Source organism: Acinetobacter sp. ESBL14 (assembly GCF_036668815.1).
Lineage (GTDB): Bacteria > Pseudomonadota > Gammaproteobacteria > Pseudomonadales > Moraxellaceae > Acinetobacter > Acinetobacter gyllenbergii.
Genome location: NZ_JAZEVS010000001.1, coordinates 1,506,597 through 1,530,074 on the forward strand (window position 1 = coordinate 1,506,597; position 23,478 = coordinate 1,530,074).

At 40.0% G+C, this 23,478-nt stretch carries 24 protein-coding genes, 2 pseudogenes and 1 riboswitch; of the genes and pseudogenes, 15 read left to right on the top strand and 11 right to left on the bottom strand.

Annotated features, from left to right (window positions below):
• Positions 1-510 precede the first annotated feature (510 nt).
• Together V6E90_RS07445 and V6E90_RS07450 are read right to left on the bottom strand one after the other, a co-directional pair.
• Positions 511-984 (bottom strand): annotated as a pseudogene (locus tag V6E90_RS07445) (hypothetical protein).
• A 79-nt stretch (positions 985-1,063) separates the two neighbouring features.
• Positions 1,064-1,345, bottom strand: coding sequence for a hypothetical protein (locus tag V6E90_RS07450; protein ID WP_262756516.1), 282 nt, complete (start codon positions 1,343-1,345; stop codon positions 1,064-1,066).
• Positions 1,346-2,154: 809 nt separating this feature from the next.
• On the opposite strand from V6E90_RS07450, the gene V6E90_RS07455 reads away from it, so the two are divergent.
• The 3 genes from V6E90_RS07455 to V6E90_RS07465 all read left to right on the top strand — a co-directional run bounded on the left by V6E90_RS07455 (position 2,155) and on the right by V6E90_RS07465 (position 4,291).
• Complete coding sequence (locus tag V6E90_RS07455; protein WP_016540199.1) at positions 2,155-2,424, top strand: YARHG domain-containing protein; 270 nt, start codon at positions 2,155-2,157, stop codon at positions 2,422-2,424.
• Positions 2,425-2,520: 96 nt separating this feature from the next.
• Complete coding sequence (locus V6E90_RS07460; protein ID WP_065343900.1) at positions 2,521-2,934, top strand: HIT family protein; 414 nt, start codon at positions 2,521-2,523, stop codon at positions 2,932-2,934.
• Positions 2,935-3,187: 253 nt separating this feature from the next.
• Entirely contained in the window at positions 3,188-4,291 is a 1,104-nt protein-coding gene (locus tag V6E90_RS07465; protein ID WP_332604977.1) for a porin, read from the top strand.
• A gap of 108 nt (positions 4,292-4,399) precedes the next feature.
• On the opposite strand, the gene V6E90_RS07470 is transcribed toward V6E90_RS07465, so the two are convergent.
• Positions 4,400-5,278, bottom strand: coding sequence for a LysR family transcriptional regulator (locus tag V6E90_RS07470; protein WP_332604978.1), 879 nt, complete (start codon positions 5,276-5,278; stop codon positions 4,400-4,402).
• A gap of 146 nt (positions 5,279-5,424) precedes the next feature.
• On the opposite strand from V6E90_RS07470, the gene speB reads away from it, so the two are divergent.
• Genes speB through V6E90_RS07485 form a run of 3 tightly spaced genes read left to right on the top strand, consistent with a single transcriptional unit; the run spans position 5,425 to position 9,319 of the window.
• Positions 5,425-6,387, top strand: a complete 963-nt coding sequence (speB, locus tag V6E90_RS07475; RefSeq protein WP_065343898.1) for an agmatinase — start codon at positions 5,425-5,427, stop codon at positions 6,385-6,387.
• 52 nt (positions 6,388-6,439) lie between these two features.
• Entirely contained in the window at positions 6,440-7,756 is a 1,317-nt protein-coding gene (locus V6E90_RS07480; RefSeq protein WP_332604979.1) for an MFS transporter, read from the top strand.
• A gap of 57 nt (positions 7,757-7,813) precedes the next feature.
• A complete protein-coding gene (locus tag V6E90_RS07485; RefSeq protein ID WP_332604980.1) occupies positions 7,814-9,319 on the top strand; it encodes a purine-cytosine permease family protein in 1,506 nt (501 codons plus the stop codon).
• Between the two features lie 68 nt (positions 9,320-9,387).
• Here V6E90_RS07485 and V6E90_RS07490 read toward each other — a convergent pair whose 3' ends face one another.
• Together V6E90_RS07490 and V6E90_RS07495 are read right to left on the bottom strand one after the other, a co-directional pair.
• Positions 9,388-10,002: a YidB family protein gene (locus tag V6E90_RS07490; protein ID WP_004653391.1), complete on the bottom strand. Its 615-nt coding sequence runs from the start codon at positions 10,000-10,002 to the stop codon at positions 9,388-9,390.
• A 118-nt stretch (positions 10,003-10,120) separates the two neighbouring features.
• Complete coding sequence (locus tag V6E90_RS07495; RefSeq protein WP_016540206.1) at positions 10,121-10,582, bottom strand: DUF6231 family protein; 462 nt, start codon at positions 10,580-10,582, stop codon at positions 10,121-10,123.
• 36 nt (positions 10,583-10,618) lie between these two features.
• Here V6E90_RS07495 and V6E90_RS07500 point away from each other — a divergent pair, with 36 nt between their 5' ends.
• Positions 10,619-11,488, top strand: coding sequence for a DUF2797 domain-containing protein (locus V6E90_RS07500; RefSeq protein ID WP_004653389.1), 870 nt, complete (start codon positions 10,619-10,621; stop codon positions 11,486-11,488).
• A 42-nt stretch (positions 11,489-11,530) separates the two neighbouring features.
• Here V6E90_RS07500 and lpxB read toward each other — a convergent pair whose 3' ends face one another.
• Positions 11,531-12,709, bottom strand: a complete 1,179-nt coding sequence (gene lpxB, locus V6E90_RS07505; RefSeq protein WP_332604981.1) for a lipid-A-disaccharide synthase — start codon at positions 12,707-12,709, stop codon at positions 11,531-11,533.
• A 248-nt stretch (positions 12,710-12,957) separates the two neighbouring features.
• Between lpxB and V6E90_RS07510 the strand changes: the two genes are divergently transcribed.
• The 3 genes from V6E90_RS07510 to V6E90_RS07520 are packed head-to-tail and all read left to right on the top strand — an operon-like array spanning position 12,958 to position 15,088.
• The gene (locus V6E90_RS07510; RefSeq protein WP_065343892.1) at positions 12,958-13,251 is read left to right on the top strand and encodes a hypothetical protein; all 294 of its coding nucleotides are present in this window, start codon (positions 12,958-12,960) and stop codon (positions 13,249-13,251) included.
• A 2-nt stretch (positions 13,252-13,253) separates the two neighbouring features.
• Complete coding sequence (locus V6E90_RS07515) at positions 13,254-14,813, top strand: PepSY-associated TM helix domain-containing protein (RefSeq protein WP_332604982.1); 1,560 nt, start codon at positions 13,254-13,256, stop codon at positions 14,811-14,813.
• Positions 14,810-15,088 carry a DUF1634 domain-containing protein gene (locus V6E90_RS07520; protein ID WP_332604983.1) on the top strand — a complete coding sequence of 93 codons (279 nt, stop codon included), beginning with the start codon at positions 14,810-14,812 and terminating at the stop codon, positions 15,086-15,088. The genes V6E90_RS07515 and V6E90_RS07520 overlap by 4 nt, the downstream gene beginning before the upstream one ends.
• Positions 15,089-15,144: 56 nt before the next feature.
• Here the strand turns inward: V6E90_RS07520 and V6E90_RS07525 are convergent, their stop codons facing one another.
• The 3 genes and pseudogenes from V6E90_RS07525 to V6E90_RS21875 form a co-directional block, all read right to left on the bottom strand.
• The gene (locus tag V6E90_RS07525; RefSeq protein ID WP_016540212.1) at positions 15,145-15,336 is read right to left on the bottom strand and encodes a hypothetical protein; all 192 of its coding nucleotides are present in this window, start codon (positions 15,334-15,336) and stop codon (positions 15,145-15,147) included.
• Positions 15,337-15,372: 36 nt separating this feature from the next.
• A complete protein-coding gene (locus V6E90_RS07530) occupies positions 15,373-15,741 on the bottom strand; it encodes a hypothetical protein (RefSeq protein ID WP_332604984.1) in 369 nt (122 codons plus the stop codon).
• A gap of 66 nt (positions 15,742-15,807) precedes the next feature.
• Positions 15,808-15,894 (bottom strand): annotated as a pseudogene (locus V6E90_RS21875) (hypothetical protein); the annotation flags it as partial.
• 64 nt (positions 15,895-15,958) lie between these two features.
• Between V6E90_RS21875 and V6E90_RS07535 the strand changes: the two are divergent.
• Complete coding sequence (locus V6E90_RS07535; protein WP_332604985.1) at positions 15,959-16,846, top strand: sulfite exporter TauE/SafE family protein; 888 nt, start codon at positions 15,959-15,961, stop codon at positions 16,844-16,846.
• Between the two features lie 118 nt (positions 16,847-16,964).
• The gene (locus V6E90_RS07540) at positions 16,965-18,056 is read left to right on the top strand and encodes a 3-deoxy-7-phosphoheptulonate synthase (RefSeq protein ID WP_004653380.1); all 1,092 of its coding nucleotides are present in this window, start codon (positions 16,965-16,967) and stop codon (positions 18,054-18,056) included.
• Between the two features lie 55 nt (positions 18,057-18,111).
• Here the strand turns inward: V6E90_RS07540 and ppa are convergent, their stop codons facing one another.
• Together ppa and V6E90_RS07550 are read right to left on the bottom strand one after the other, a co-directional pair.
• The gene (gene ppa / locus V6E90_RS07545) at positions 18,112-18,639 is read right to left on the bottom strand and encodes an inorganic diphosphatase (protein WP_332605082.1); all 528 of its coding nucleotides are present in this window, start codon (positions 18,637-18,639) and stop codon (positions 18,112-18,114) included.
• On the bottom strand, positions 18,626-18,958 hold the full coding sequence (locus V6E90_RS07550) for a DUF190 domain-containing protein (protein WP_332604986.1): 333 nt from the start codon (positions 18,956-18,958) through the stop codon (positions 18,626-18,628). The genes ppa and V6E90_RS07550 overlap by 14 nt, the downstream gene beginning before the upstream one ends.
• A 62-nt stretch (positions 18,959-19,020) precedes the next feature.
• Positions 19,021-19,089, bottom strand: a riboswitch (Fluoride riboswitch).
• Positions 19,090-19,289: 200 nt separating this feature from the next.
• Between V6E90_RS07550 and V6E90_RS07555 the strand changes: the two genes are divergently transcribed.
• The 3 genes from V6E90_RS07555 (at position 19,290) to V6E90_RS07565 (ending at position 23,445) form a co-directional block, all read left to right on the top strand.
• Positions 19,290-19,793 (top strand): hypothetical protein, encoded by a 504-nt coding sequence (locus V6E90_RS07555; protein ID WP_065343920.1) that lies wholly within the window; start codon positions 19,290-19,292, stop codon positions 19,791-19,793.
• 73 nt (positions 19,794-19,866) lie between these two features.
• A complete protein-coding gene (locus tag V6E90_RS07560) occupies positions 19,867-21,978 on the top strand; it encodes a TonB-dependent receptor (RefSeq protein WP_332604987.1) in 2,112 nt (703 codons plus the stop codon).
• Positions 21,979-21,981: 3 nt separating this feature from the next.
• Positions 21,982-23,445, top strand: a complete 1,464-nt coding sequence (locus tag V6E90_RS07565) for a PepSY domain-containing protein (protein ID WP_332604988.1) — start codon at positions 21,982-21,984, stop codon at positions 23,443-23,445.
• Positions 23,446-23,478: the final 33 nt, after the last annotated feature.

The window sequence follows — 23,478 nt, forward strand, 5'->3', positions numbered from 1 at the left end:
AAGGACACGACCCCTGATCGTTTCTTTTGAAGCTAATTTGAGTAAAACAAACATGGTCACATGTGAAACCATGATTAAGACTCCAATCTACGGGCTTTTATTTTTTGTAATACATAACAATTTTGCTTTCTCGTTTAATTGGAAATAATAAACTCTTCCTATAGCTCTACTTCCAGTACCAATAAGTTGGATATTCAATACAATTAAAAAGCCCACTCAATGAGTGGGCTTCCCCTTAATTCTTTTTGCGCTGAATGAAGGTTATTGTTGTTTAGTTATTATCAAACAACATGGCAAATATAGACAAAAGTGTGATGCAAATCAACAAATTTCCACTTATTTTGAGAAAATTTTAAAGCTGAGCTACACAATGAGTGTTTGTAGCTCAGTTTAGGCACAACTTATTTCTTCTTGTTGAACTTGGCTATCAGCGCGATAGAGAGGTCTTAACTAATCATAAGTACTAGCGCTAAAAAGCCCACCTTTCGATGAGCTTTGAACAGACTGAATTTATTCTCCAACTGGAACTGATAATTTAATCTGATTATTTTTTACTCTAAAAGCATATGATTTTGTTGGATAATTTTTTGTTGATAATCTCCGCCTGAGATGACGCCTCTATTTCGAGCCTTCTGTAGTGAATTTAATTGTTGCTCATATATTCATACGCATCTAAAGCACGAGTATCATTGTTTTTTTGAGGATATGAAATCTTTCAAATGGGCTCATCTTAGATGTATTTGACCGAGTTTCATACATCTTAGCCACGTTTACATCACGCTGATTTAGACGATCTTGTTCTTGTTGCTTTGCTGACTCAAAGAAATCAACATGCTCACGACTTTTGATCTCAAATTCGGGTGTGTCATTTTTTAAGATTAAAAGTGATGGAGGCTTATTAAACAAATCATCAGCACTATCCACTGAAACAGTCACAACTGAATTTATTAGAAATATTAATATTTTTACATCAAGTACACTCAATGTAAAATAAAGAAAGGCACGGATATATTTTATAATTCCTACACAATTCTTTCAAATTTAAATCCTAAATACCAAATCATCAAGAATCTTGCCGGTAAGCAATTTTATCCATTCTATTACGACAATACTTATATTTCTCTTCTTTATTTTCAATACCGACCGTATGAACACATGAACAAAAAAGTAGTACTTTGTTATGCTCAATGCTGCTTGGCACATCTACCCCATAACATTTACTGTCAATTTCGCTTAGTCGGGGCGTCATAATCCATTTACCTGAATAAAAGGGATAGCCGAGTCCCCCTATAACAATAATGATCAAGATAAGGATAGGAAGGTTAGTTTTAATATATTTCAGCATTTTTCATATTCTTGTTAAAAAGCTTAGCTTTCAATGGCGCTTAGGCAATAAATTAGAAAATTAATTTATAAAAGTAAATAAATATCAATCAATTATAATTAAGCCCCAGACGCCTCGCAATCAAAAAATTAGAATTACTTACAATGCAAGTCCTGTATTCACTATAATAGCCATGCAGGAGCAAGGACTTCCCGATGGTTGTATTGATACTTCACAGGGTTCCTGCCGTTGGGTCAGTATTTTACTCCCATTGACAGAAGCAGTAACCAGCCTGTAGTAAATCGAAAGAACGAAGGACGCCACCCCAAAGGCTCACTATCTAGTGGGCCTTTATTTTTTAATCCGCGTTGAATCTTATCTTACTCATTCTCAATATTCTGAATAAAGCATTCACTATTCAATTTTTATGATTTCAAATCCATTTACAATCTTCATTGTTTATTCTGCAATTGTGAACAAAATACAACCCAGAATATCATCTACATTTTATTTTGTTAAAACTCATATAGTAGTAATCAATATATAAATAAACCTTTAAAAATAGCGAAATACCATAAAACAAGCAATTTAATGCACAATAACAACCATCTTAACCAGTTGTTTTATATGAAATTATAATAAAGATATTGATATATAAAGCTTTTTAATATTATATGGATAAATTATGGAGTAAAATTACACTCGTACCATACAGTTTCATTGAAATTTTATTAATAAACCTTATATTGGTATATGTGTAGCGATCAATCGCCATATGGACATACTCCATACAGCATTGATTTATACTTTTTTGATTAGAGGAACACCTCATGAATAAGTTAATGGTTGCGGTTTTTGCTGGCTTAATGACTTTAACAGGTTTTAGTGTACAAGCTGCGACACCAGAACAAGAATGCAAAAAGTTACAGGATGACTATAACCTGATCTATGCATCTAAAGGATTCTGTTTTAAAGACGCTGATGCTAAAGCAAAGTTTGGTAATGAAAATTGCCACACAACTAAGCCAAAATTTTCGGATAAAGAGCAACAACGTCTTGATGAAATCAAAGCTCGTCAAAAAGAGCTGAACTGCAAATAATCAAGTCAATTACGGAGTTTAATACTCCGTATCACTCTGCTAATTGAGTGCACATTTCACCAATTTAAAGCTTACGCCCTATTTAAAGGATGAATCATGGCATACGATGACCAAAATATTTTTGCACGAATCCTTCGCGGTGAATTACCTGCAATCAAAATCTATGAAGATGATCAGGTCCTCGCTTTTATGGATATCATGCCCCAAGCAGATGGTCATGCTTTAGTGATTCCAAAGATAGCAGCAGTTACATTGCTGGACCTCCCTGCTGATGCAGCTGCCTATACCATCCAAATCGTGCAGAAAATTGCCAAAGCAATGGAAACTGCCTTAGATGCCAAAGGTATCGTGCTTATGCAGCTTTCAGGTGCAGCAGCGGGACAAACTGTCCCTCATGTACATTTCCATCTGATTCCTAGTTCAGTGCATGAACTTGGTCGCCATGCAGCAAAAATGGGTGATCAGGAAAAAATTACAGCACTCGCTGAAAAAATCAAAGCTGCACTCTAAGTTCTTATTTTTATAAAGACGGAGTTTTTACTCCGTTTTTTTTGTTTGCTAATTATATAAAAAACAATAAGAAATATAATTATTACTAAATATGAATCGTCATCAAACTGTCATTTTTCTTTCACTTCTCTGTCACAAAGTTTACCGATACTGCATACAAGTCAGTGAGCTATGTAACTTTATGTACATAAGCAAGCTCATAACAGTAACTAAGGCATCAGCCATTTACAAAAAGTGTTTTGGAGAAATCTCAATGAAAAAATTGCTTCTTGCTGCTACTGTAGCAACTTTAGCCATGAATGCAGCGCAAGCAGCACCAACATTGTATGGTAAGCTCAATGTGACTTTAGATCAAATTGATAAGAATGGCTTTAAAGATGAAAGCGTAACTAAAGTAAACTCAAACGCTTCTCGTATCGGGGTAAAAGGTGAAGAAAAACTGACTGACAACCTTTCAGCAGTTTACTTAATTGAATGGCAAATCAGTGCAGATGGCGACGGTGATGTATTTAGTAACCGTAACCGTTATATCGGTATTAAGTCAGACGGTATCGGTACTTTAAAAGTAGGTCAACATGACTCTTACTTTAAAAATGCTGCGGGCAATAACCAAGATATTTTCAACGATCACAACGAACTAGATATGACTAAAGTTTTAGTTGGTGAAGATCGCTTAAAGAATGTGATTGCGTTTGAAACTGATAAAAAATTACTCGGTGGCTTAGCATTCAACATTATGTTCCAACAAGGTGAAGAATCGTCTGCTGTAAAAAATAATGCAAAAGGCCAAAAAGGCAGCCGTGATGGTTTCGGTGACGGCGTATCAACCTCTCTTACTTATGAAAACAAAGATTGGGGCTTAGCAGCAGCTGTTGCGGGTAACTTTGGTGTTGCTTCTAAATTTAATGCTTATAGTGACTTAAGTGGCGACAATAGCGTTTATTCAGATGCAATTCGTGTAACAGGTTCTTTAGACTTAACAGCAGCTGGTGTTAATGGTTTAGTGATTGGTGCATTATGGCAAACAGCCCAACCAACTGATGACACGGTTGCAGTAACAAGCGGTACTCCGGCTGTTGTTACTTCATATAAAGGTCTGCAAGAAGATGCCTATGGCGTGACAGCTGCATACGTCATTCCTTCAACTCCAGTGAAGTTAAAAGCAGAATATATCTCTTCTACAACTGAAGTGAATGGTCGTGATGATCGTAAACAAGATCTTTATGGTGTAGGCGCTGATTATCAAATCAATAAACAAACACGTTTCTACGGTGTTGTAGGTCAACAAAAACGTGATTGGTTAGTGAAAGATGATAAGAAAACAACTATCGGTTTAGGTATGGAATATAACTTCTAATTTGAAGCCATATTCAAACTTATATGAAAAAGGGCGATCTTGATCTGCCCTTTTTCTTTTTATGTTGTACTCACAATTCTCAGTTACTTTCTAATTTGGAAGCTTTCATCAAAAAAAACCTTTGATAATCTTACGGAAACTTTGAATGACAGGGTCTTGGGCTCTACCTCGCCTAAAAATAAGTGAAAATGGTGCTGCATAGCCAAACGTTGCTGGAAGTAACACTTTTAAACGCTGTTGTTCCACCCAATATTGGGCAAAATGCTCTGGTAAATAACCAATATATTGCCCTGATAAAATTAGCACCAACTGCGCCTCCATCGAATCTACTGTGGCAAAAGCATGTTTAAAGCCCTGCTTTGTCAGTTCGGTATGACTCCAATAACCACGACTTACCATTTTTTCACGGCGAATCACTTCTACTGTTAGCCCATGCTGCTCAAACAAGGGGTGCGTATCGCTACAAAATAGCCATTGCTGTTCTTTATGCAAAGATTGATACATCACGCCATTCATTTTTAGAAAAAAAGATCCTATCGCAACATCAAAACGATTTTCCAAAATTCCCGATTGTAGTTCATAGGGTGATTGCACCTGCAATTTAATATAAACATTTGGATTTTGTTCTGAAAACTGCTGAATAATTTGATCTAAGGGGATATTTCGATCTGTCACCATGGAATCCAGCAGTCCTATTTTAATGGTGCCTGTCAGTTCCCCCTTAATCTGTGCAGTATGTCTGGAAAAATTTTCTAATTCATTCAGTATGCGCTTGGCTTCCTGAAAAAACATGTCGCCTTTTTGAGTTAAAGAAAAACCACCACGACCACGTTCACATAACTTGAAACCGACCATATGCTCTAATTGAGTCATATAGGTACTGATTGCCGAAGTTGATAGGTTGAGCTCTTGTTGAGCATTGGCAAAACCTTGATTCTTCACAATGCTGACAAAAATTCGAACTAACTTGATATCCATCTGTGTCATGGCTTTTATCTCAATTTTCCCTCTGCCTCACTTCATCTTAAAACATTCTTGTAAATCTTAGTTTAGAAAAATCAAAACTAAGTTTTTAAAAAATAGGATTTAACCCTGTTCCAAGCTGATCAATAAATAAGAAAAAGGAGAAGCAAATGAACAAGCGTTTAAATCAACCACTTGGTGGCAATGAAATGCCGCGTTTTGGTGGTATTGCCTCAATGTTACGACTACCAGTTGTCGACAATGAGGCAGGTTTGGCCGAATTGGATGCGGCTTTTATTGGGATTCCTCTAGACATTGGTACATCTTTACGCTCGGGTACACGTTTTGGTCCTCGGCAAATTCGTGCCGAATCGGTCATGATTCGCCCATATAACATGGCAACTGGCGCAGCACCCTTTGATTCACTCAATGTAGCTGACATTGGTGATGTCCCGATCAATACTTTTAATTTGACCGAAGCGGTACGCATTATTGAAGAACATTACGACCGTGTACTGGCCCATCCGATTATCCCACTCACCATTGGCGGTGATCACACGCTGACCCTTCCAATCCTGCGTGCGATTTATAAAAAACATGGGCCTGTTGGTTTGGTTCATATCGATGCGCATGCAGACGTCAATGATGAGATGTTTGGTGAAAAAGTCGCACATGGCACTACCTTTCGAAGAGCTGCTGAAGAAGGACTACTGGATTGTCAGCGCGTTGTGCAAATTGGTTTACGGGCTCAAGGCTATAGCGCAGATGATTTTAACTGGAGTCGACGTCAAGGCTTTCGTGTAGTGCAAGCAGAAGAATGTTGGCATAAATCACTCGCTCCCTTGATGGAGGAAGTGAGAGCCAAAGTGGCTGGAGGTCCTGTATATCTCTCCTTTGATATTGATGGAATTGATCCTGCGTGGGCACCAGGTACAGGAACTCCTGAAATTGGTGGCTTGACCACGATTCAGGCAATGGAAATTATTCGCGGCTGTCAGGGCCTAGACTTGATTGGCTGTGATTTGGTTGAGGTTTCTCCACCCTACGACACGACAGGCAATACCTCATTACTGGGTGCAAATCTGCTATATGAAATGTTATGCGTCCTCCCAGGAGTGAAAATACGCAAATAAATTTCCGCGATAAAACAAGAAAAACATATGGATAAAAATAGGTCGAGATGGAATGAAAAAAGATCAATCAAAACGGGCTGCTGCCGCAGCCTTCGTAGGTACAACGATTGAGTTTTATGACTTTTATGTTTATGCCACGGCTGCAGCTCTTGTACTTGGTTTGGTATTTTTCCCTGAAACCGATCCAGTAACAGGCACATTGGCGGCTTTTGCAACCTTTGCTGTCGGTTTTATTGCCAGACCGATTGCTGCTGTTATTTTTGGACATTTAGGCGATAAATTAGGTCGCAAAAAAATGCTGCTATTTACCATGCTGCTGATGGGACTGGTCACCACTGGGATTGGCTTGATCCCCAGTTATGATCATATTGGAATTTGGGCACCCGTTCTACTGATTGTACTGCGCTTTTTGCAAGGCTTATCCGTTGGTGGAGAATGGGGTGGCGCTGTGTTAATGGCCAGTGAGCATGCCCCTGCCCATAAAAAAACTTTTTTCGCCTCTTTTGCTCAAATGGGCAGCCCAGCAGGTTTGATTCTGTGTCTTTTGGTCTTTAAAGGCATTACATCTTTGGATGAACAAGCCTTACTGAGCTGGGGCTGGCGGATGCCTTTTTTACTCAGCTTTGTATTTATGCTGATTGGCCTTGTCATTCGTTTAGGGGTCGAAGAATCACCTGAGTTTCAGCAAATGCAAGCCAAGCAAGAAATCGCCAAATACCCTGTCAAAGAGTTGCTTAAAAACTATTGGCCTCAAGTGGTCTTTGCAGGCCTCGCCATTACCATTGGGACAGCGGGTTTCTTTTTCACCAATACCTTTATGATTAGCTATGTTACTCAATATATAGGTATCAGCCGACCAATGATATTAGATGCGTTGTTCTGGGTCACCCTATTTGAGTTTTTAGCCATGCCTATTGCGGCTTGGTATGCCAGTAAAGTTGGACCACATCGCTTTTTATTCTGGGCAGCAATCCTCTGCATCGTTATTCCATATCCAATGTTTATGTTGGTCAGTACTAAAAACATCTATTTCATCGTGTTAGGCATCACGTTGGCTGTGCTTGCATTGTCATCGTTATACGCTGTGGTCGCTGGCTTTATGGCGGAAGCTTTTCCTGCACATGTCCGTTATTCAGGGATTTCCATTTCCTATCAAATGATTGCGGCAATCACCAGTGGAACCACACCCATCATTGGCACTTTGTTGGCTCAACATTATGCAGGCCAATGGTTACCTTTGGCGTTCTTATTTAGTTTTCTCTCGCTGCTATCCCTCATTGGCATTTGTGGCATTACCCGACTAAGACAAAAGCAGCTTTCTCAGGAACAGGCTCAACAAAAGCACAGCAGCCCCAAACAAGCCGCTTAATGGATAAGCAAACAAGCGAATATGAATCTGATAAATGGATATTAAGAGTAGCGTATTATGCAAAGAGATCGTTCTAAACAGATTACAACAATTGAAAGTTTTGGCATCGAAGAAATACCAGCTCATGCTCGTACAGCAAGCCCTTTTGATCTATTTCGTTTAAGTTTTGGTGGTGCTAATACCTTTTCGACCTGTGTCTTAGGCAGCTTCCCGATTGTATTTGGCCTCTCTTTTCAAGCTGGATTCTGGGCAATTTTGTGCGGAGTTATCTTAGGGGCCTGTATCTTAGCACCAATGGGAATTTTTGGTGCGCGTACAGGAACCAATAACGCCGTGGCTTCTGGCGCCCATTTTGGTGTCCATGGCAGAATCGTCGGTTCGTTTTTATCCTTACTCACTGCCATTGCCTTCTTTTCACTCTCCGTTTGGAGTTCTGGCGATGCACTGATTGGCGCAACTGAGCGACTGTTTGACAGTTCTTATCAAAGTAATTGGCTATATGGATTGGTCTATAGCGGCTTTGCCTTAGTGGTACTGATTATTTGTATCTATGGCTTTCGCTTTATGCTACTGGTGAACCGAGTGGCTGTGATCGCCTCTAGCCTGTTATTCTTTTTAGGTCTGTTTGCTTTTTCCAAGCAATTTGATTCAACTTACGCAGGACAAATTCAACTCGGACAAGCTGGATTTTGGGCGGCTTTCATGAGTGCTGCATTGATTGCATTCAGTAATCCAATTTCCTTCGGAACTTTCTTAGGTGGCTGGTCACGTTATATTCCAAAGGAAACAGCTTCATCTAAAATCATGGCAGCCGTGTTTGCATCCCAACTTGCAACCCTCATTCCCTTTCTTTTTGGCCTAGTCACCGCCAGCATTGTTGCTAGTAGTACTCCCGTATTTATCGAACAAAATAATTACATCGCTGGGCTGATTCAGATTGCACCTGCTTGGTATTTTATTCCTCTGTGTCTGATTGCACTGATTGGTGGTTTATCTACTGGAACAACAGCCTTATACGGTACGGGCTTGGACATGTCGAGTCTTTTTCCAAAATCGCTTACACGTGTTAAAGCCACCATCTGGGTTGGCCTATTGTCCATCCTGTTCATTTTTCTAGGTCGTTTTGCAGCGAATCTGACTCAAAGCGTCATGACTTTTGCCACTCTAATAGTGGTGTGTACCAGTCCATGGATCATCATTATGATTATCGGATTTATCACCCGTAAAGGTTACTATAAAAATGATGATTTACAAGTGTTTGCAAATGGTCTAAAAGGTGGCGCTTACTGGTTTCATCATGGCTGGAATTGGCGTGGCATCATCGCATGGATACCCAGTGCGATCATCGGCCTATGCTTTGTGCATTTACCAGATCAGTTCATTGGTATTTGGGGGCATGTATTCAATGGACTTGATCTGAGTTTACCGATCAGTATTACACTCGCAGCACTGCTTTATATTTCACTGCTCAAACTGTTCCCTGAGCCAGGTTCTGTATACAGAGCAACATCTAGTGCGAAAAAGACCAAGCAGCCATGTAATCGATCATTGGTGTCTGAATAGCAATGATGCAGATATATAGCTTAGAAAAAAGCCTGCTCAAGAGAACAGGCTTTTTCGCATCAAATCTTTTACTTTTTAAGGAAACCACTCACCAAATTCAGGACTTGTTGGATATCTTGGTTGGCTTCTTGCGGATTGGTACTGCTGCCTTGCGGTGTTAAAGAATCAATCACTTGCGGTAATACTGAAGCAATTGCACCATAAATGGCTTGTTTCGGTGCTTGGGTTTGTTGTGCAACTTGTTCTACATCTTGGTCATCAAATAAACTTTGAATATTTTGCTCTGGCACATCTTGTGCATTTTGTTGCTGTGGATCAACCCAGCTTTGCACTTGATTCGATAAACCCGCATTTTTCAGTTTATCCAATGCACCTTGTAAACCACCTTGTTTTTGAATCCAAGCTAACACCAATGGTAAAACTGCAATCAATAAAGTTTGTGCGGTATTACCACCAGTCGCATTACTTTGGGTTGAAGTATTTCCACCACCCAATTGCCCTAAAACTGAACCCAAGATACCGCCCAAGCCACCTTGCTGGCTTTGGGTATTTTGCTGTTGCCCACCAAGTTGACCTAAAACAGAACCTAAAATTCCACCTAAACCACCCGCTTGGCCTGATTGTTGCTGACCGCCTAAAGCTTGCTTTGCTAAAATTTCAACAATGTTGGTTAAATCAGTCATGACTTAAACTTTCCTTTGGAATTATTTATGCAAAAAGCATACGCTGCTTTGAAAGCACAAAACAAAGTTAAATTGTTAAATTTTGCAAGAACTTGCAACCCTTTCTCGTCTGATTATTTTACCAACGAAATTTATTCCAATTCTCAGGATTCGCCCAGAACTTGGAGTTAAACCAGTCAGGTACGTGCTTATAGGTCAAAATATTGAATTGCCATAAAGCAAAATCACTGCCGTGGGTGGTTTTATCAATCAGCTGTGTAAAGCCAAGCGAACGCAATAATTTTTCATCACCCAATTTACTAACCACGACAATTCGTTTTGCCATCAGGTCACGTAGCTTCACTAACAGCTGTGATTTTTGCGTTTCAGTGATGTTTTGCATTTCTTCTGTATCAAATAATACAAAACCTAAATCATAACGCTGCGTAAATGGCAGACTTAAAAAGTCAGTTACGCTAAAATAATGCCATTGAATTGAAGCATTTTGGTCAATCTGCTGACCTATACAAAGTGCAGTATGAATGGGCTGTTCTTGAGATAAATCGTCTAGCATAGAAGTGATGACATTTTGTTCAGCCATAACTGCAACCCTTGATTGAAAGATGAGAGTTTATTAATGGAACTACAAGGCATTTGTCATAAAATGCATGCAGCGCTCAAAACGCATAGTGTAACTGATCAATCAACAAGCAAGGCAAATGTTGAATATAAATTTATATTAGATCGTTCAGAAACTGACCTTCCTTTTGTTTTAGGTCAAGAAATCGAGATCGAATGGACGGGTAATATCTTTTGTACCTCTTGTGGCGCAAAAACACCGAAGTCTTATTCGCAGGGTCATTGTTTTAAATGTTTTAAAACCAAGGCCGAATGTGACTTGTGCATTATGAAACCTGAAACTTGCCATTATCACTTGGGAACCTGTCGTGAAGACCAGTTCGCACATGATGTTTGTTTCCAGCCACATATTGTGTATTTGGCCAACTCCAGCGCCTTAAAGATCGGGATTACCCGTATCGTCAATATGCCGACCCGTTGGTTAGATCAAGGGGCAACACAGGCGTTACCCATTATGAAAGTCGGTTCACGTCGTTTGTCAGGGCATTTGGAAACGTTAATTGGTACACAAATCGCAGATAAAACCGACTGGCGCAAATTGCTGAAAGGTGAAGCTGAACCTTTAAATCTGCTTGAGCAACGTGATCAAATTTTGGAAGAGTTCGCTCCAAAAATTCAGAGCATCCGTGAAGAATTTAATCAGAACCTTGAATTTAACGAAAGCTTGGAATTCTTGGAAGATGAAACGCCACGTGAATTTATCTATCCGGTTGAGCATTATCCTGAAAAGATTAAATCGCTGAATTTGGATAAAACACCAAAAATTCGCGGTGTATTGCAAGGAATCAAAGGTCAATACTTATTATTTGATATCGGTGTGATCAATATCCGTAAATATACAGGTTATGAACTAATCCTTCGTGCCTGAAGAATATGCATAAAAAAGGTGGCTTAATCGCCACCTTTTTATTTAGCCTACATTCAGACAATTGAGAATCGCCTGTACTGGATCTTCGGTATTACCTGAAATAAGCTGTTTATGCATACTCAAATGTTGCATCATTTGGATATGCGCCGTTTCATGATCCATTAAACGTTCAATTTCAGTGGCTAAATGCTGTGGTGTTGCATCGGCCTGAATCAGTTCCTCAATCACTTTCTTGCCCGCAATAATGTTTGGCAATGAATAGTACGGAATTTTGACCATAAATTTCGCAATCAGATAGGTCAGCCAGTTCAATTTATAAAAAGTCACCATTGGACGGTGCAATAACATTGCTTCCAGCGTCGCGGTACCAGAGGCCAAAGCGACAATATCACTGGCATTCATCACCATACGACCAATTTTTGACTCGGCATCGCTATTTTCCAAAACATGAATTTTAGATTTCAAGCTCGCATCTAGATTTTGAATACCTTGTTCAATCTGATGCTTGCGCGCATCATTAATTGCAGGGATTAAAAACTCCAGATCAGGATGCTTTCGATGCAGAATTTCTGCAGCACCAGTCAATAAGGGCAATAATCGCTCAATCTCACCACGACGACTACCTGGTAATAAAGCAATATGGGTTTTATGCGCAGCCAAGCCCAATTGATGTTTGGCTTCAGTAATTGGATTTTTTAAAGGGAGTTGCTTTGCCAATGGATGCCCAACAAAAGCGGCGGCAACCTCATAATTTTCATAGAAGGTTTTTTCAAATGGAAATAAACACAGAACCAAATCGATACTGCGTTTAATGCCATGAACACGACCTTGGCGCCACGCCCAGACCGACGGGCTGACATATTGCACAGTTTTTATCGGTAACTGTTTTTCTTTAATAGTTTTAGATAGGCGTAAATTAAAATCGGGCGCATCAATACCAATAAAGATATCAACGGGATGCTCGGTCCAACGTTCAACTAGACCATCACGCACAGCAAACAGCTTTTTTAAATCTTTAAGGACTTCAACAATTCCCATCACCGAAAGAATTTCCATCGGATAATAACTGTGAAATCCCTCTGCAATCATTTGTGGGCCACCAATCCCCTCAAATTCAGCATCAATGCCTTGTTCGCGAAAACTGCGCATGAGTTTCACTCCTAGAGTATCTCCAGAAACTTCCCCCACCACGATACCAATTTTTAGTTTTTGCTTTAACAAGACCTACGCCCCACAGAAATGTTTAAATGATTCTAACAGAATGATTTTACATCGAATCACCCTACACCATGCAAATTGTTCATGATTGGTGAACATCAGTTCTGATCTAAGATGACATTTATTATTCAAAATACAATCTAGATTTACGATGAATGAAGAATTGATTGAGATTCAGCTAAGTCTTAATATAAACAAGAATCATTTCCATATGTGATCTATTTCTCCCTTCTTTTGCTTCAAGACCCTTTATGGCTAAATCTGCATCTGTTTCGCTTGTCTATCGACTGAGCATTTTCTATCGCTTTGTACTGAGCTTTGTTCTTGGCTACGTGTGCATGATGTATTTGAGCCTTGGACTTGGTTCATTGTTTAGCCATTTATTAGACAAGGCAGAGGCAATCTATCTTGCGGCCTTTATTTCAATTCTCTTTTATCTGGCCTTTATCATTTTGAGTTTTTGTACGCATTCATTGCTCAAACTCAGCTTGATCAGTCTGGTTTTGACTGGCGCATTGTTTGGCTTATCTGTGGGTTTAAATTAAAAATGCAAAATAAAGGCGTTCGCCAATCAATGGCATGGTTGCATGCGTGGACAGGCTTAATTTTTGGCTGGCTTTTATTTGCCATTTTTTTAATGGGTACCAGCTCCTATTATCGACATCAGATTAATCTATGGATGCAACCACAGCTGGCGCAATACCAAGTTAATCAAGACACTGCCATCCGTACAGCAACGGATTATTTAGCCAAGAATGCGGCTGATGCCAAATCTTGGTATCTCAATATTGCCAATCATGAAGAACCCGTCAATAAAATGTATTGGCAACAAGCCAGCGGCGGCTATGAAAGCCGTAGTTTAGATGCCAATACAGGGCAAGAGCTAAAACTCTCAGCGACCCAAGGCGGAGATTTCTTTTATAATTTCCACTTTCAGCTCTATGGTGTTCCCATCATGGTCGGACGGCTGATTGCCTGTCTCGCTGCCTTTATTATGCTGGTTGCCTTGGTCTCTGGGATTATCACGCATAAGAAGATCTTTACCGATTTCTTTACTCTCAGAACCTTTAAATCGCAACGCTCATGGTTGGACTTCCATAATGTCTCTTCTGTACTGGCATTGCCATTTTTCCTGACCATTACCTTTACAGGCTTGGCGATTTTCTTTTATCTGTACTTGCCTTGGGGCATGCAAAAGCTTTATCCAGAGAATCCTTTTCAATATTTTACTGAGATCAGAACCACTGAAAAAAGCACAACGCATCAAGCTGAACCTAAAAAAGCGGAAATGTTGCCGATTGGCAGTTTATTAGAAAAAGTAAAACAACAATGGGGAGATCAAGCCTTAGCATCGATTGAGGTCAAAAATCCCAATACAGACCAAGCCATCATTACCTTTAAGCAATTAGAAGATCGTTCGATTAGCTTAAATCAGGCACAAATCACCTTTGATGGTCAAGGTCATGTATTGGCGAATACCCGAAATGAAAGTGCTGTTGCGACCTTAAATGCAGGTGTTTATGGCCTACATATGGCGACTTTTGCTCAGCCGATACTGCGCTTCGCTTTCTTTTGCTCAGGCATTCTGGGATGTTTGATGATTGCGTCTGGCCTATTACTGTGGAGCCTAAAGCGCCAGATTCAAAATAAATCGAATCAATTTCATTTCGGCTATTATTTGGTGGATCGTTTAAATGTTGCAGCCTTTGTCGGTCTTCCTACGGCAATGCTCGGCTATCTATTCGCCAATCGATTGGTCCATATCACTGAAACCACACCCAACTATGAAATTTATACCTTTTTCAGCGTATGGGGACTGAGCTTTATCATCGCTTTATTGACCCAAAAACAATATTTATGGAAATCACAGATTTGTATCTTCGGATTGATTGCTTTGATTCTACCAATCTATAACTTGGTGTACTTGATTCAACATCAGTTAATCACTGATTTACATAACTATTGGATATTCTTGCGAATTGATTTGTTTCTGCTGGTCTGTGCCCTATTTGCCGTGTTTATTTTTAGAAATATTCAGCCGATTCAAGCGAAATCCGCTCAGAAAATTAAAAGCAAGTTGGCGAAGCAACAAGAGGTTAAAGCATGATTCTGTTGAGCCTTGTATTGACCTTCATCGGGATGTTGTTGCTGTATAAATGTAGCGCCAAGCAAGTCAGTAAAGCCAAACAACTGGTTTTCATTCGCTATCAAACACACCTTAGAGTCTTAGCTTATCTCTGCTTCTTAATTGCAGGTAGCCTGCTTTGTTTAAAGTATGGTAGTTCCATTGGCTTTATTAGTTGGTGGATCTTTGCCACACCAGTGACCTTTATATTGGTGTTATCTGTGAATGAGTTAAAACCCACTAAAAAACTAAAATGATTTTGCTATAACAGCTATCCTCAACTTTTGCCAAGGATAGCTTTATTACTTAAAAATTAATGCCCGTGATGGCTATGATCTTCCTGAGCAGCAGTTTTGTCTTTGTCATCACAACATTTCATCTTTTTTTCACAACACTCTTTTTTATTGGCGGCCTCTTTTTCCTTACAACAATTACCTGCAGCAAAAGCCGGTACAGTGGTAGCCAATAAAAGTGTTGAAAGCAAAATGGTTTTAATATTAAACATAATCATGTCCTTGAAATAAAAATAAGAAATTTGAATTTATAAAAATAGGACATGATTTGGAGGGCGATAAGGTAACTGATAAATGCCTAAAGTCAGTTGATCTAGATAAGTTGAATTTGCTGTTTTAAGCGATTGTATGCTTCGTTCGATGGAATGAGGGCTATCTTCAAATGTTGCCACGACACAACACAGACTCTTTTGGCAATGCGATGTATCTATTTTGCCACTGTCCATAGGGTCATGCTTAGTCATCGTAGACATTCCACAATCTGACATTGCAGCATGATTTTTCATGACTTGCGCTACAACAGGTTGACTCACTTCGGACACAGCCATTGCATAGCTATTGCTGATAAAACACATAGCAATCAGCAATGAAATGAGGCTTCGAATGAAAATAGACATAAGGCGAAATAATCAAACATACAATCCGTGTATCAAGCTCAAAATAAACCAATCACCGTTCATAAAGCAAGCCAGACTGAATAAAAATTGATCTAAAAAGCTGTAAACTCGGCTTTCTTTAGCTTTTTTTTGCATAAGCAAATCATTATTCATCACAACGAGTTATCTAAAAAAAGCATAAGATATGCTGATTTTTGCATAATTAGGCATATTGTCGATGTTTGGTCCTATAGAATTTATTATGGCTGGGGTATTGGTTGGCTTCTGTGTCGGTATCACAGGTGTCGGTGGTGGTTCATTAATGACCCCAATCCTGATTAGTCTATTTAAGATCGAACCGCATATTGCCATTGGTACTGATCTACTTTATGCCTCAATTTCAAAATTCTGTGGTTCAGTCGTTCATGCCAAAAAACTGAATATTGTCTGGCCAATTGTACTTTGGTTGTCTTTGGGCAGTATTCCAGCCTCTTTCGCAACCTCCTGGGTACTTGAACATTACCTCAGTCAATCAACGCATTATAAAGCGGTATTGACCATGGTCTTAGGCTTTATGTTGACCTTGACGGGCATTTCGATTGTGTTCCGTACGCAAATTGAAAAGTTCTTTGACAAATTCCGTAACCGCGAACAAGCGGATATGGAAAGTGAACAGCATGCATTGCAACACAAGCGTCATTACATTGTGATTATGGGTATCGTGCTTGGTATCTTTGTGACCTTATCTTCTGTGGGTGCAGGTGCTTTCGGTATCATGGCCTTAGTGCTTATGTTCCCAAACCTTCCTATGATCCGTATCATTGGCTCAGATGTAGTACATGCGGTATTACTGACAGCGGTTGCTGGCCTAAGCCATATGTCTTCAGGTAATGTCGACTTTACCCTGTTAATGTGGTTATTGGTGGGTTCAATTCCAGCCATTATTGTCGGTACACTCATCAGCTCACGTATGCCAGAACGACTGATCCGTAAAATTCTAGGCATTACCCTATTTGCCTTGGGTGTGAACTTTATGGTGAACCCAATTAAGGCGAAACCAAAGCCAGTTGAAAAACACCAAGCTGTTGTTGTTCAGCAAACAAAGCACGTAACAACAACTGTTTAAGCGTTGTAATGCCGATTATTTCTACATAAATTATGCTTTTCGCTAGTTAATCAATCGGCATTTCATGCTATATTCGTAGACAAAATAACCTTTTCTTTCGATTGAATTTGTGACAGCAATGAATACTCTACAGTCAAATCCAGTTTCTCAGCCAGATATCGACGACGTTAATATTAAAAGCATTCAAACTTTGATTACCCCAGCAGAACTGAAAGCTGACCTCCCTTTATCTGATGCTGCTTCTCAAACTGTGTTACAAGGACGTGCAACTGTACGCAACATTTTAGATGGCAACGACAAACGCTTGTTTGTGGTCATTGGCCCTTGTTCGATTCACGATCCTAAAGCTGCACATGAATATGCTGACCGCCTGAAAGTACTCAGCGAAAAAGTAAAAGACACTTTATATCTAGTAATGCGTGTTTATTTTGAAAAACCACGTACCACAGTTGGTTGGAAAGGTTTAATCAACGATCCAGATATGAACGACTCTTTCAATATTGAAAAAGGTTTGCATATCGGTCGTGGATTATTAATTGATCTGAATGAAAAAGGTTTGCCATGTGCGACTGAAGCACTTGATCCAAACTCACCACAATACTATCAAGACTTGATTTCATGGTCAGCAATTGGTGCACGTACCACTGAAAGCCAAACTCACCGTGAAATGTCTTCAGGCTTATCCTCTCCTGTTGGCTTCAAAAACGGTACCGATGGTGGCTTAACCGTTGCGACCAATGCGATGCAATCTGTTAAACATGGTCACAGCTTCTTGGGCCTGAATGAGAACGGTCAAGTTGCGATTATCAATACCAAAGGTAACCCTTATGCGCACGTGGTATTACGTGGCGGTAATGGCAAGCCTAACTATGATGCAACTTCAGTTGCTGAGGCTGAAGCCGCTTTGGCAAAAGCTAAAGTCAGCAACAAGATCATGATTGATACCAGCCATGCCAACTCAAACAAAGACCCGTACTTACAGCCTTTGGTTTTGAAAAATATCACAGAACAAATCCTTGATGGCAACAAATCAATCGTTGGGATCATGGTGGAAAGTCACTTAAAAGGTGGTCGTCAGGACATTCCTGAAAATCTGTGTGATCTTGAATACGGCAAGTCAGTGACGGATGGCTGTATCGATTGGGAAACCACAGAAAAAGCATTACTCGAAATGCATGAAGCATTGAAAGACGTCTTACCAACACGTTAAGCTTAATCTGCAAAATAAAAGCCCATACAACATGGGCTTTTATTTTATCTGTTATTTAGGCTATATAAGCTTGGACAGATTTTATAATCTCTTCTTTTGCTTTATGCACATTTTCCCAACCAATAAATTTGACCCATTTACCCTCTTCCAAATCTTTATAGTGTTCAAAGAAATGTTTAATCCTCTCCAGAATTAGGGGATGAATATCATCAATATCTGTTATCGATTCATATAACGATGAAACTTTAACGTGTGGGACAGCAATAATCTTTGCATCCATGCCATGTTCATCCTCCATATACATGACACCAACAGGTCGACTCCGAATCACTGAACCAGCCACCACTGCATATGGTGCAAGAACTAAAACATCTAAAGGATCGCCATCTTCACTAAGTGTTTGCGGAATATAGCCATAATTCGCTGGATATACCATTGCTGTACTTAAAAAACGATCAACAAATAAAGCATCATATTCTTTATTCATTTCGTATTTGACAGGTGCATGATTTTCTGGAATTTCAATCAAGCTGTAAAAATCATCAGGAATGTTTATGCCTGAAATTATATTAGACATTATTATTCTCCTTATTCCCCACACTTCCAAATTCAATAGCAGTTTTTGTATAAAAAAGTGAAATATTTTCTTGAGAAATTGATGAAAACAATAAAATCTCTTGTGCAGTGTCTAAGACAAACTCAAGCTGTATCGGACGGTCCGCCAATTCAAAAAAATGAGCAGAGTGTAAATGGCCTTGACGATCAAAACTTTGAACACCACTATTTACAGTTACTCCCCTGAGTCCTAGCGATTTAGCTATTTCAATAAGCCACTCATAGAGCTGCTTTCCTTTATATAGCTTATTTTCTTCAAGATAGAATTTTAGTAAAGAACCTTTCATACGCATCTCCAAAAAATAGAATGCGTAATCCTACGCACCCTATTTAATTGTTATAAATTCAGGGTTACGTAGGCATCATTAGCCAATGATTGGCGGTTTTTTAAAGGAAGAATGCCATTTCCTTATTTCAAGTTATTTATCTTAGTACGATCTTAAAGCATTTGCAATTTAGGATTGAACCGATGATTTGACTTCATATATTTATATGAATCCCTAGTGATAAATCATTTAGTTAATATAAATATCAGCTTACATGTAACCAATATGTTTTGAACTGTAATATTTTTTTAATTATACTGCTGCCTCATTTCTCCTACGACGTATCGCTGATATGAAGTCCAGTTTTCGTCAACATTTGCTTAAGTGGCGTGCCTATTTCGGCGCGGTTACTTTGCTGTGTTTACTCTGGCATATCTTCTTACCAACGATGGTTCATACAGGCGTCGTACCTGCACTTTATGCAATGCCAAGCCATTGCCAAGTCACAGAAATTCAAAATGTCTCGTTGATGTCACAGACGCATTCAAGTCATCATCAACACAGCATGCATGACATGCATCACGGACCGCAGCTACAACATGCCAAACATGCTCAGCTGAGTGAATATGCTCAACATGTGTATGCATTGGCCAGCCAAATTATGAAGCATTGTCCTCTCTGCTCACATGGTCTAGATGCCGCTGCGATCATGCCGCTGATTGCATTCATTATTATATTTCTACTGGCTTGGTTCAGTCGCGTTCGCTGCCTGTGCCATACGTGGACAGAAGATCTGCACATCGCCCGTATCTTCTATATTTTTCCAATCAAACAAGCCCCGCCACTCGCTTTATAAAACGCAAATTTTACTTCGTACCCCGTAAATGACGGCGGTGCATTCTCGTTTATTGCTTTTTATAGAGTTCAAAATGAATACTCCATTCCGTTTGTCTGTACTTGCGGCTGCGTGCCTGTCTGTTGGCTATAGCTCGGTTGTTCTTGCAGAAACTGTACCCTCTGATGCGACCAAAACCTTAGCCACCATCGTTGTGACCGCAAGTCGTGAAGGTGAATCGATTAATAATACCCCTGCTGCGATCAGTAAAATTAACAGCAAGGACATTGAAGATAAGCATGCAACGTTTATTGGACAGGTGCTGAATCAAACCCCAGGTGTATTAATGAATGACTTGGGTAATGAACAGCATATGATGTCCATTCGCCAGCCCATTACTACAGCAGCTGTTTATCAATATTTAGAAGATGGGATTTCAATTCGTCCCGTGGGCGTGTTTAACCACAATGCCTTATATGAAGTGAATTTGGCGGGTATTGATAGCATCGAAATTTTACGCGGTCCTGCCAGTAGCGTATATGGCAGCAATGCCATTGGTGGAACCATTAATTTCCTCAGCAAAGCTCCAAGTGCGACAGCAACAGCAGATCTGGGCATCAGTGCCAGTTCTGAGGGATATCGCCGTGTCGATGTGGGTGCATCGAATACCTTTGATAGCGAATGGGGCGAGCATGGTTTAAGAATTTCAGCCTATGCCAGTGATCGTGGTGATAGCTGGCAAGACCATGCTGAAAGCAATAAACAGAGTGTGACGCTCAGACACGACTGGCGCATCTCTGATGCCACACAAATTAAAAATATTGTCAGTTATAACCATTTAAAAGCAGATATGACGGGTAGCTTAAATCTGGATGATTATCGCAAACGTCCTGGATACAGCTACCAAACCTTTACCTATCGTGAAGTGGATGCCACACGGCTTTCTTCTCAAATTAGTCATCAATGGAATGATCAGCAACAAAGCCAAGTCACCTTATATTATCGAGACAATACCACTGAACAAAACCCAAGTTATAACATCCGTACTGATATCCAAAATGGCAAACCGACAGGCACGTATAGCGGACAAACTACCTATAATGCCTTTCAGTCTTATGGTTTAAATGCTCAACACGCGATTAGTTTTGATCAAGTCAAACTGATTGTTGGTGCGATGGCTGAACACTCTCCCAACCAAGCCAAAACCAATGATATTCAAGTTTTCCGTGATCCGAACACTTTGGTGTATACCGGTTATCAACAACGCCAACGCCTACGAGATTTTAATGTAGACGTGAATAATCAGGCCGTCTATGCGCAAGCCAATTGGCAAGTGCTACCGACTTTAAATTTCGTCGGTGGCGCACGTTATGATTGGATTAGTTATGACTATGAAAACAAATTAACCCCATCAAAAATTACAGGTGCACCAAATGAGAAACGTGATTTTCATAAGGCCAGCCCTCAACTCGGTTTTGTCTGGAACGTAACGCCAGCAATTGATCTATATAGCAATTGGTCACAGGGCTTTGTCCCACCCGAAGTCAGCAGTTTATACGGTGCAAATTTGGTGACACCTGACTTGAAAGAAGCCACATTTGAGAATATTGATGCGGGTCTGCGCTTTAAATTATTCGATGATCGCTTAGATGGTGAAATCACGCTATATCGCTTAGAAGGCGAAGATGAAGTGATGAGCTATACCAAGCCAGACAATACCCGTGAGCCACGCAATACAGGTAAAACCTTACATCAAGGCATTGAAATTGGGGGAACTTGGAAGCTCAGTGAGCTTTATGATCAGCGCTTAAAACTCTCAGGCAGTATTGCCAAACATGAATATAAACAGTTTCAACCTTCCAGCGTTTTAGATTACAGCGGTAACACCATGCCAAGCGCACCTAAAACATTTGGCACGCTTGAATACCAGATCAAGCCCATACCTGAACTATTACTTTCTGCGGAAGCGGTATATGTCGGTCCTTACTGGATTAATGATGCCAACACGGAAAAGTATGATGGCCATACTTTGCTGAATCTACGTGCCAATTACCGTAAAAATACCTATGAAATTTATGGACAAATCCTGAATGCCACAGATAAGCATTATGCGGAAAGTACTTCATTTAGTAATAATCAGGCCAGCTATACACCTGCTGCACCACGCACCTATTTATTAGGCTTAAGCTACCACTTTGGGAAATAAGCCATGAATGCCAGACAACTTAAAAAACGACTGTCCCTACACCGTCGTTTTGGAATGGTGTTCGGCATTCTCGTTTTACTTTGGTCTTTAACAGGTGTGTTGCATCCAATCATGAGTGCAACACAACCTCAACCTGTGAAACGAATGCCCCCATCTCAACAATTGGATTTAACACATGCCTTAGCAGCATCTGATGTTTTAAAGCAACATCAAATCGCTCAGTTTTCAGCATTACAGGTGATTGAATTAGTACCTCAGCAGATTGCCTATCGCGTCTTACAACCGAATCAAAAGATTGCGGAATACTATGATAGTCAGACAGGTCAATTGCTCATTGATGCAGAACGGCAAGATGCTCAACGTTTAGCACTTTGGTATACAGGCTTATCGCAACAGGACATTGTATCTAGTCAAATCATCACCGCATTCAGTGATGATTATCCGAGTGTCAATCGCTTACTGCCTGTTTGGCGTGTTGATTTTCAAAATGGTTTACGGGCTTATGTTGATCCTTCACAAGCACGACTGGCCACGCTCTCCAATGATCAAAAGATGTGGATGGCAAAAATCTTCCGCTTAGGTCATACATGGACGTGGGGTGATCAAGCTTGGATAGGCCAAACTGTTCTTATGCAACTGGCTTTGATTGGCATACTCTGCATGATTTTTATGGGGATAAGCTTATTCTTTAACATTCACAATCGGCGCAATCATCGTCTAGGGCAAAAACCAATACGCTTTCTGCATCGCTATTTAGGCATCAGTTTAAGCGTCTTTATTCTGCTTTGGGTGCTCAGTGGTTTCTATCATATTTGGCAAAAAAAGCCCGATATTAAAAATATTCAACCTGTTTTCCATACAGCTGATTTAACTACAGAAGTATGGCAACACATCACTCAACAGCCTATTCAACGGCTGGATCTTGTTCCCACATCCTTTAGAGAAACACATAGCCGTGCAGCTTGGATGATTCAAGCCATCGGACGAGAGCCATTACAAGGCAGCATGACGGCGGCAACGAAGCAGCATGATCATCACACGACTAAAACAGTAGTTCCCGCGATTCAGTTTGTAGATGCTGGTAATGGTGAACTGATTGATATTCTTAAACAAAGTAAACAATTGGCTGCAAGTTATTTAGGATTACAACCTGAACAAGTTCAACAGGCCGCATGGGTGACAAGTTTTGGAGGCGAATATGGGTTTATCAACAAGCGTCTGCCCGTGATTAAGGTTGAAACGCAGTTAGAGAATCAACTCAGACTGTATATTGAGCCCAGCAGTGGCGTAATTGCAGCTCAGGTGACACAACAAGATGCTTTAGAAGGATTTAGTTTTGCTTATCTACATAAATGGACATGGTTGCCAATAGATAAAACGCTTCGAGATATCATCCTAGGTACGATTGCCGGGTTGGTTGCTTTACTCGCTGTGCTTGGTTTCTGGGTTCAATTGGGCAAACGCTAACATCACTCAAAGTGATCCTTCTGTTTGCAAGAG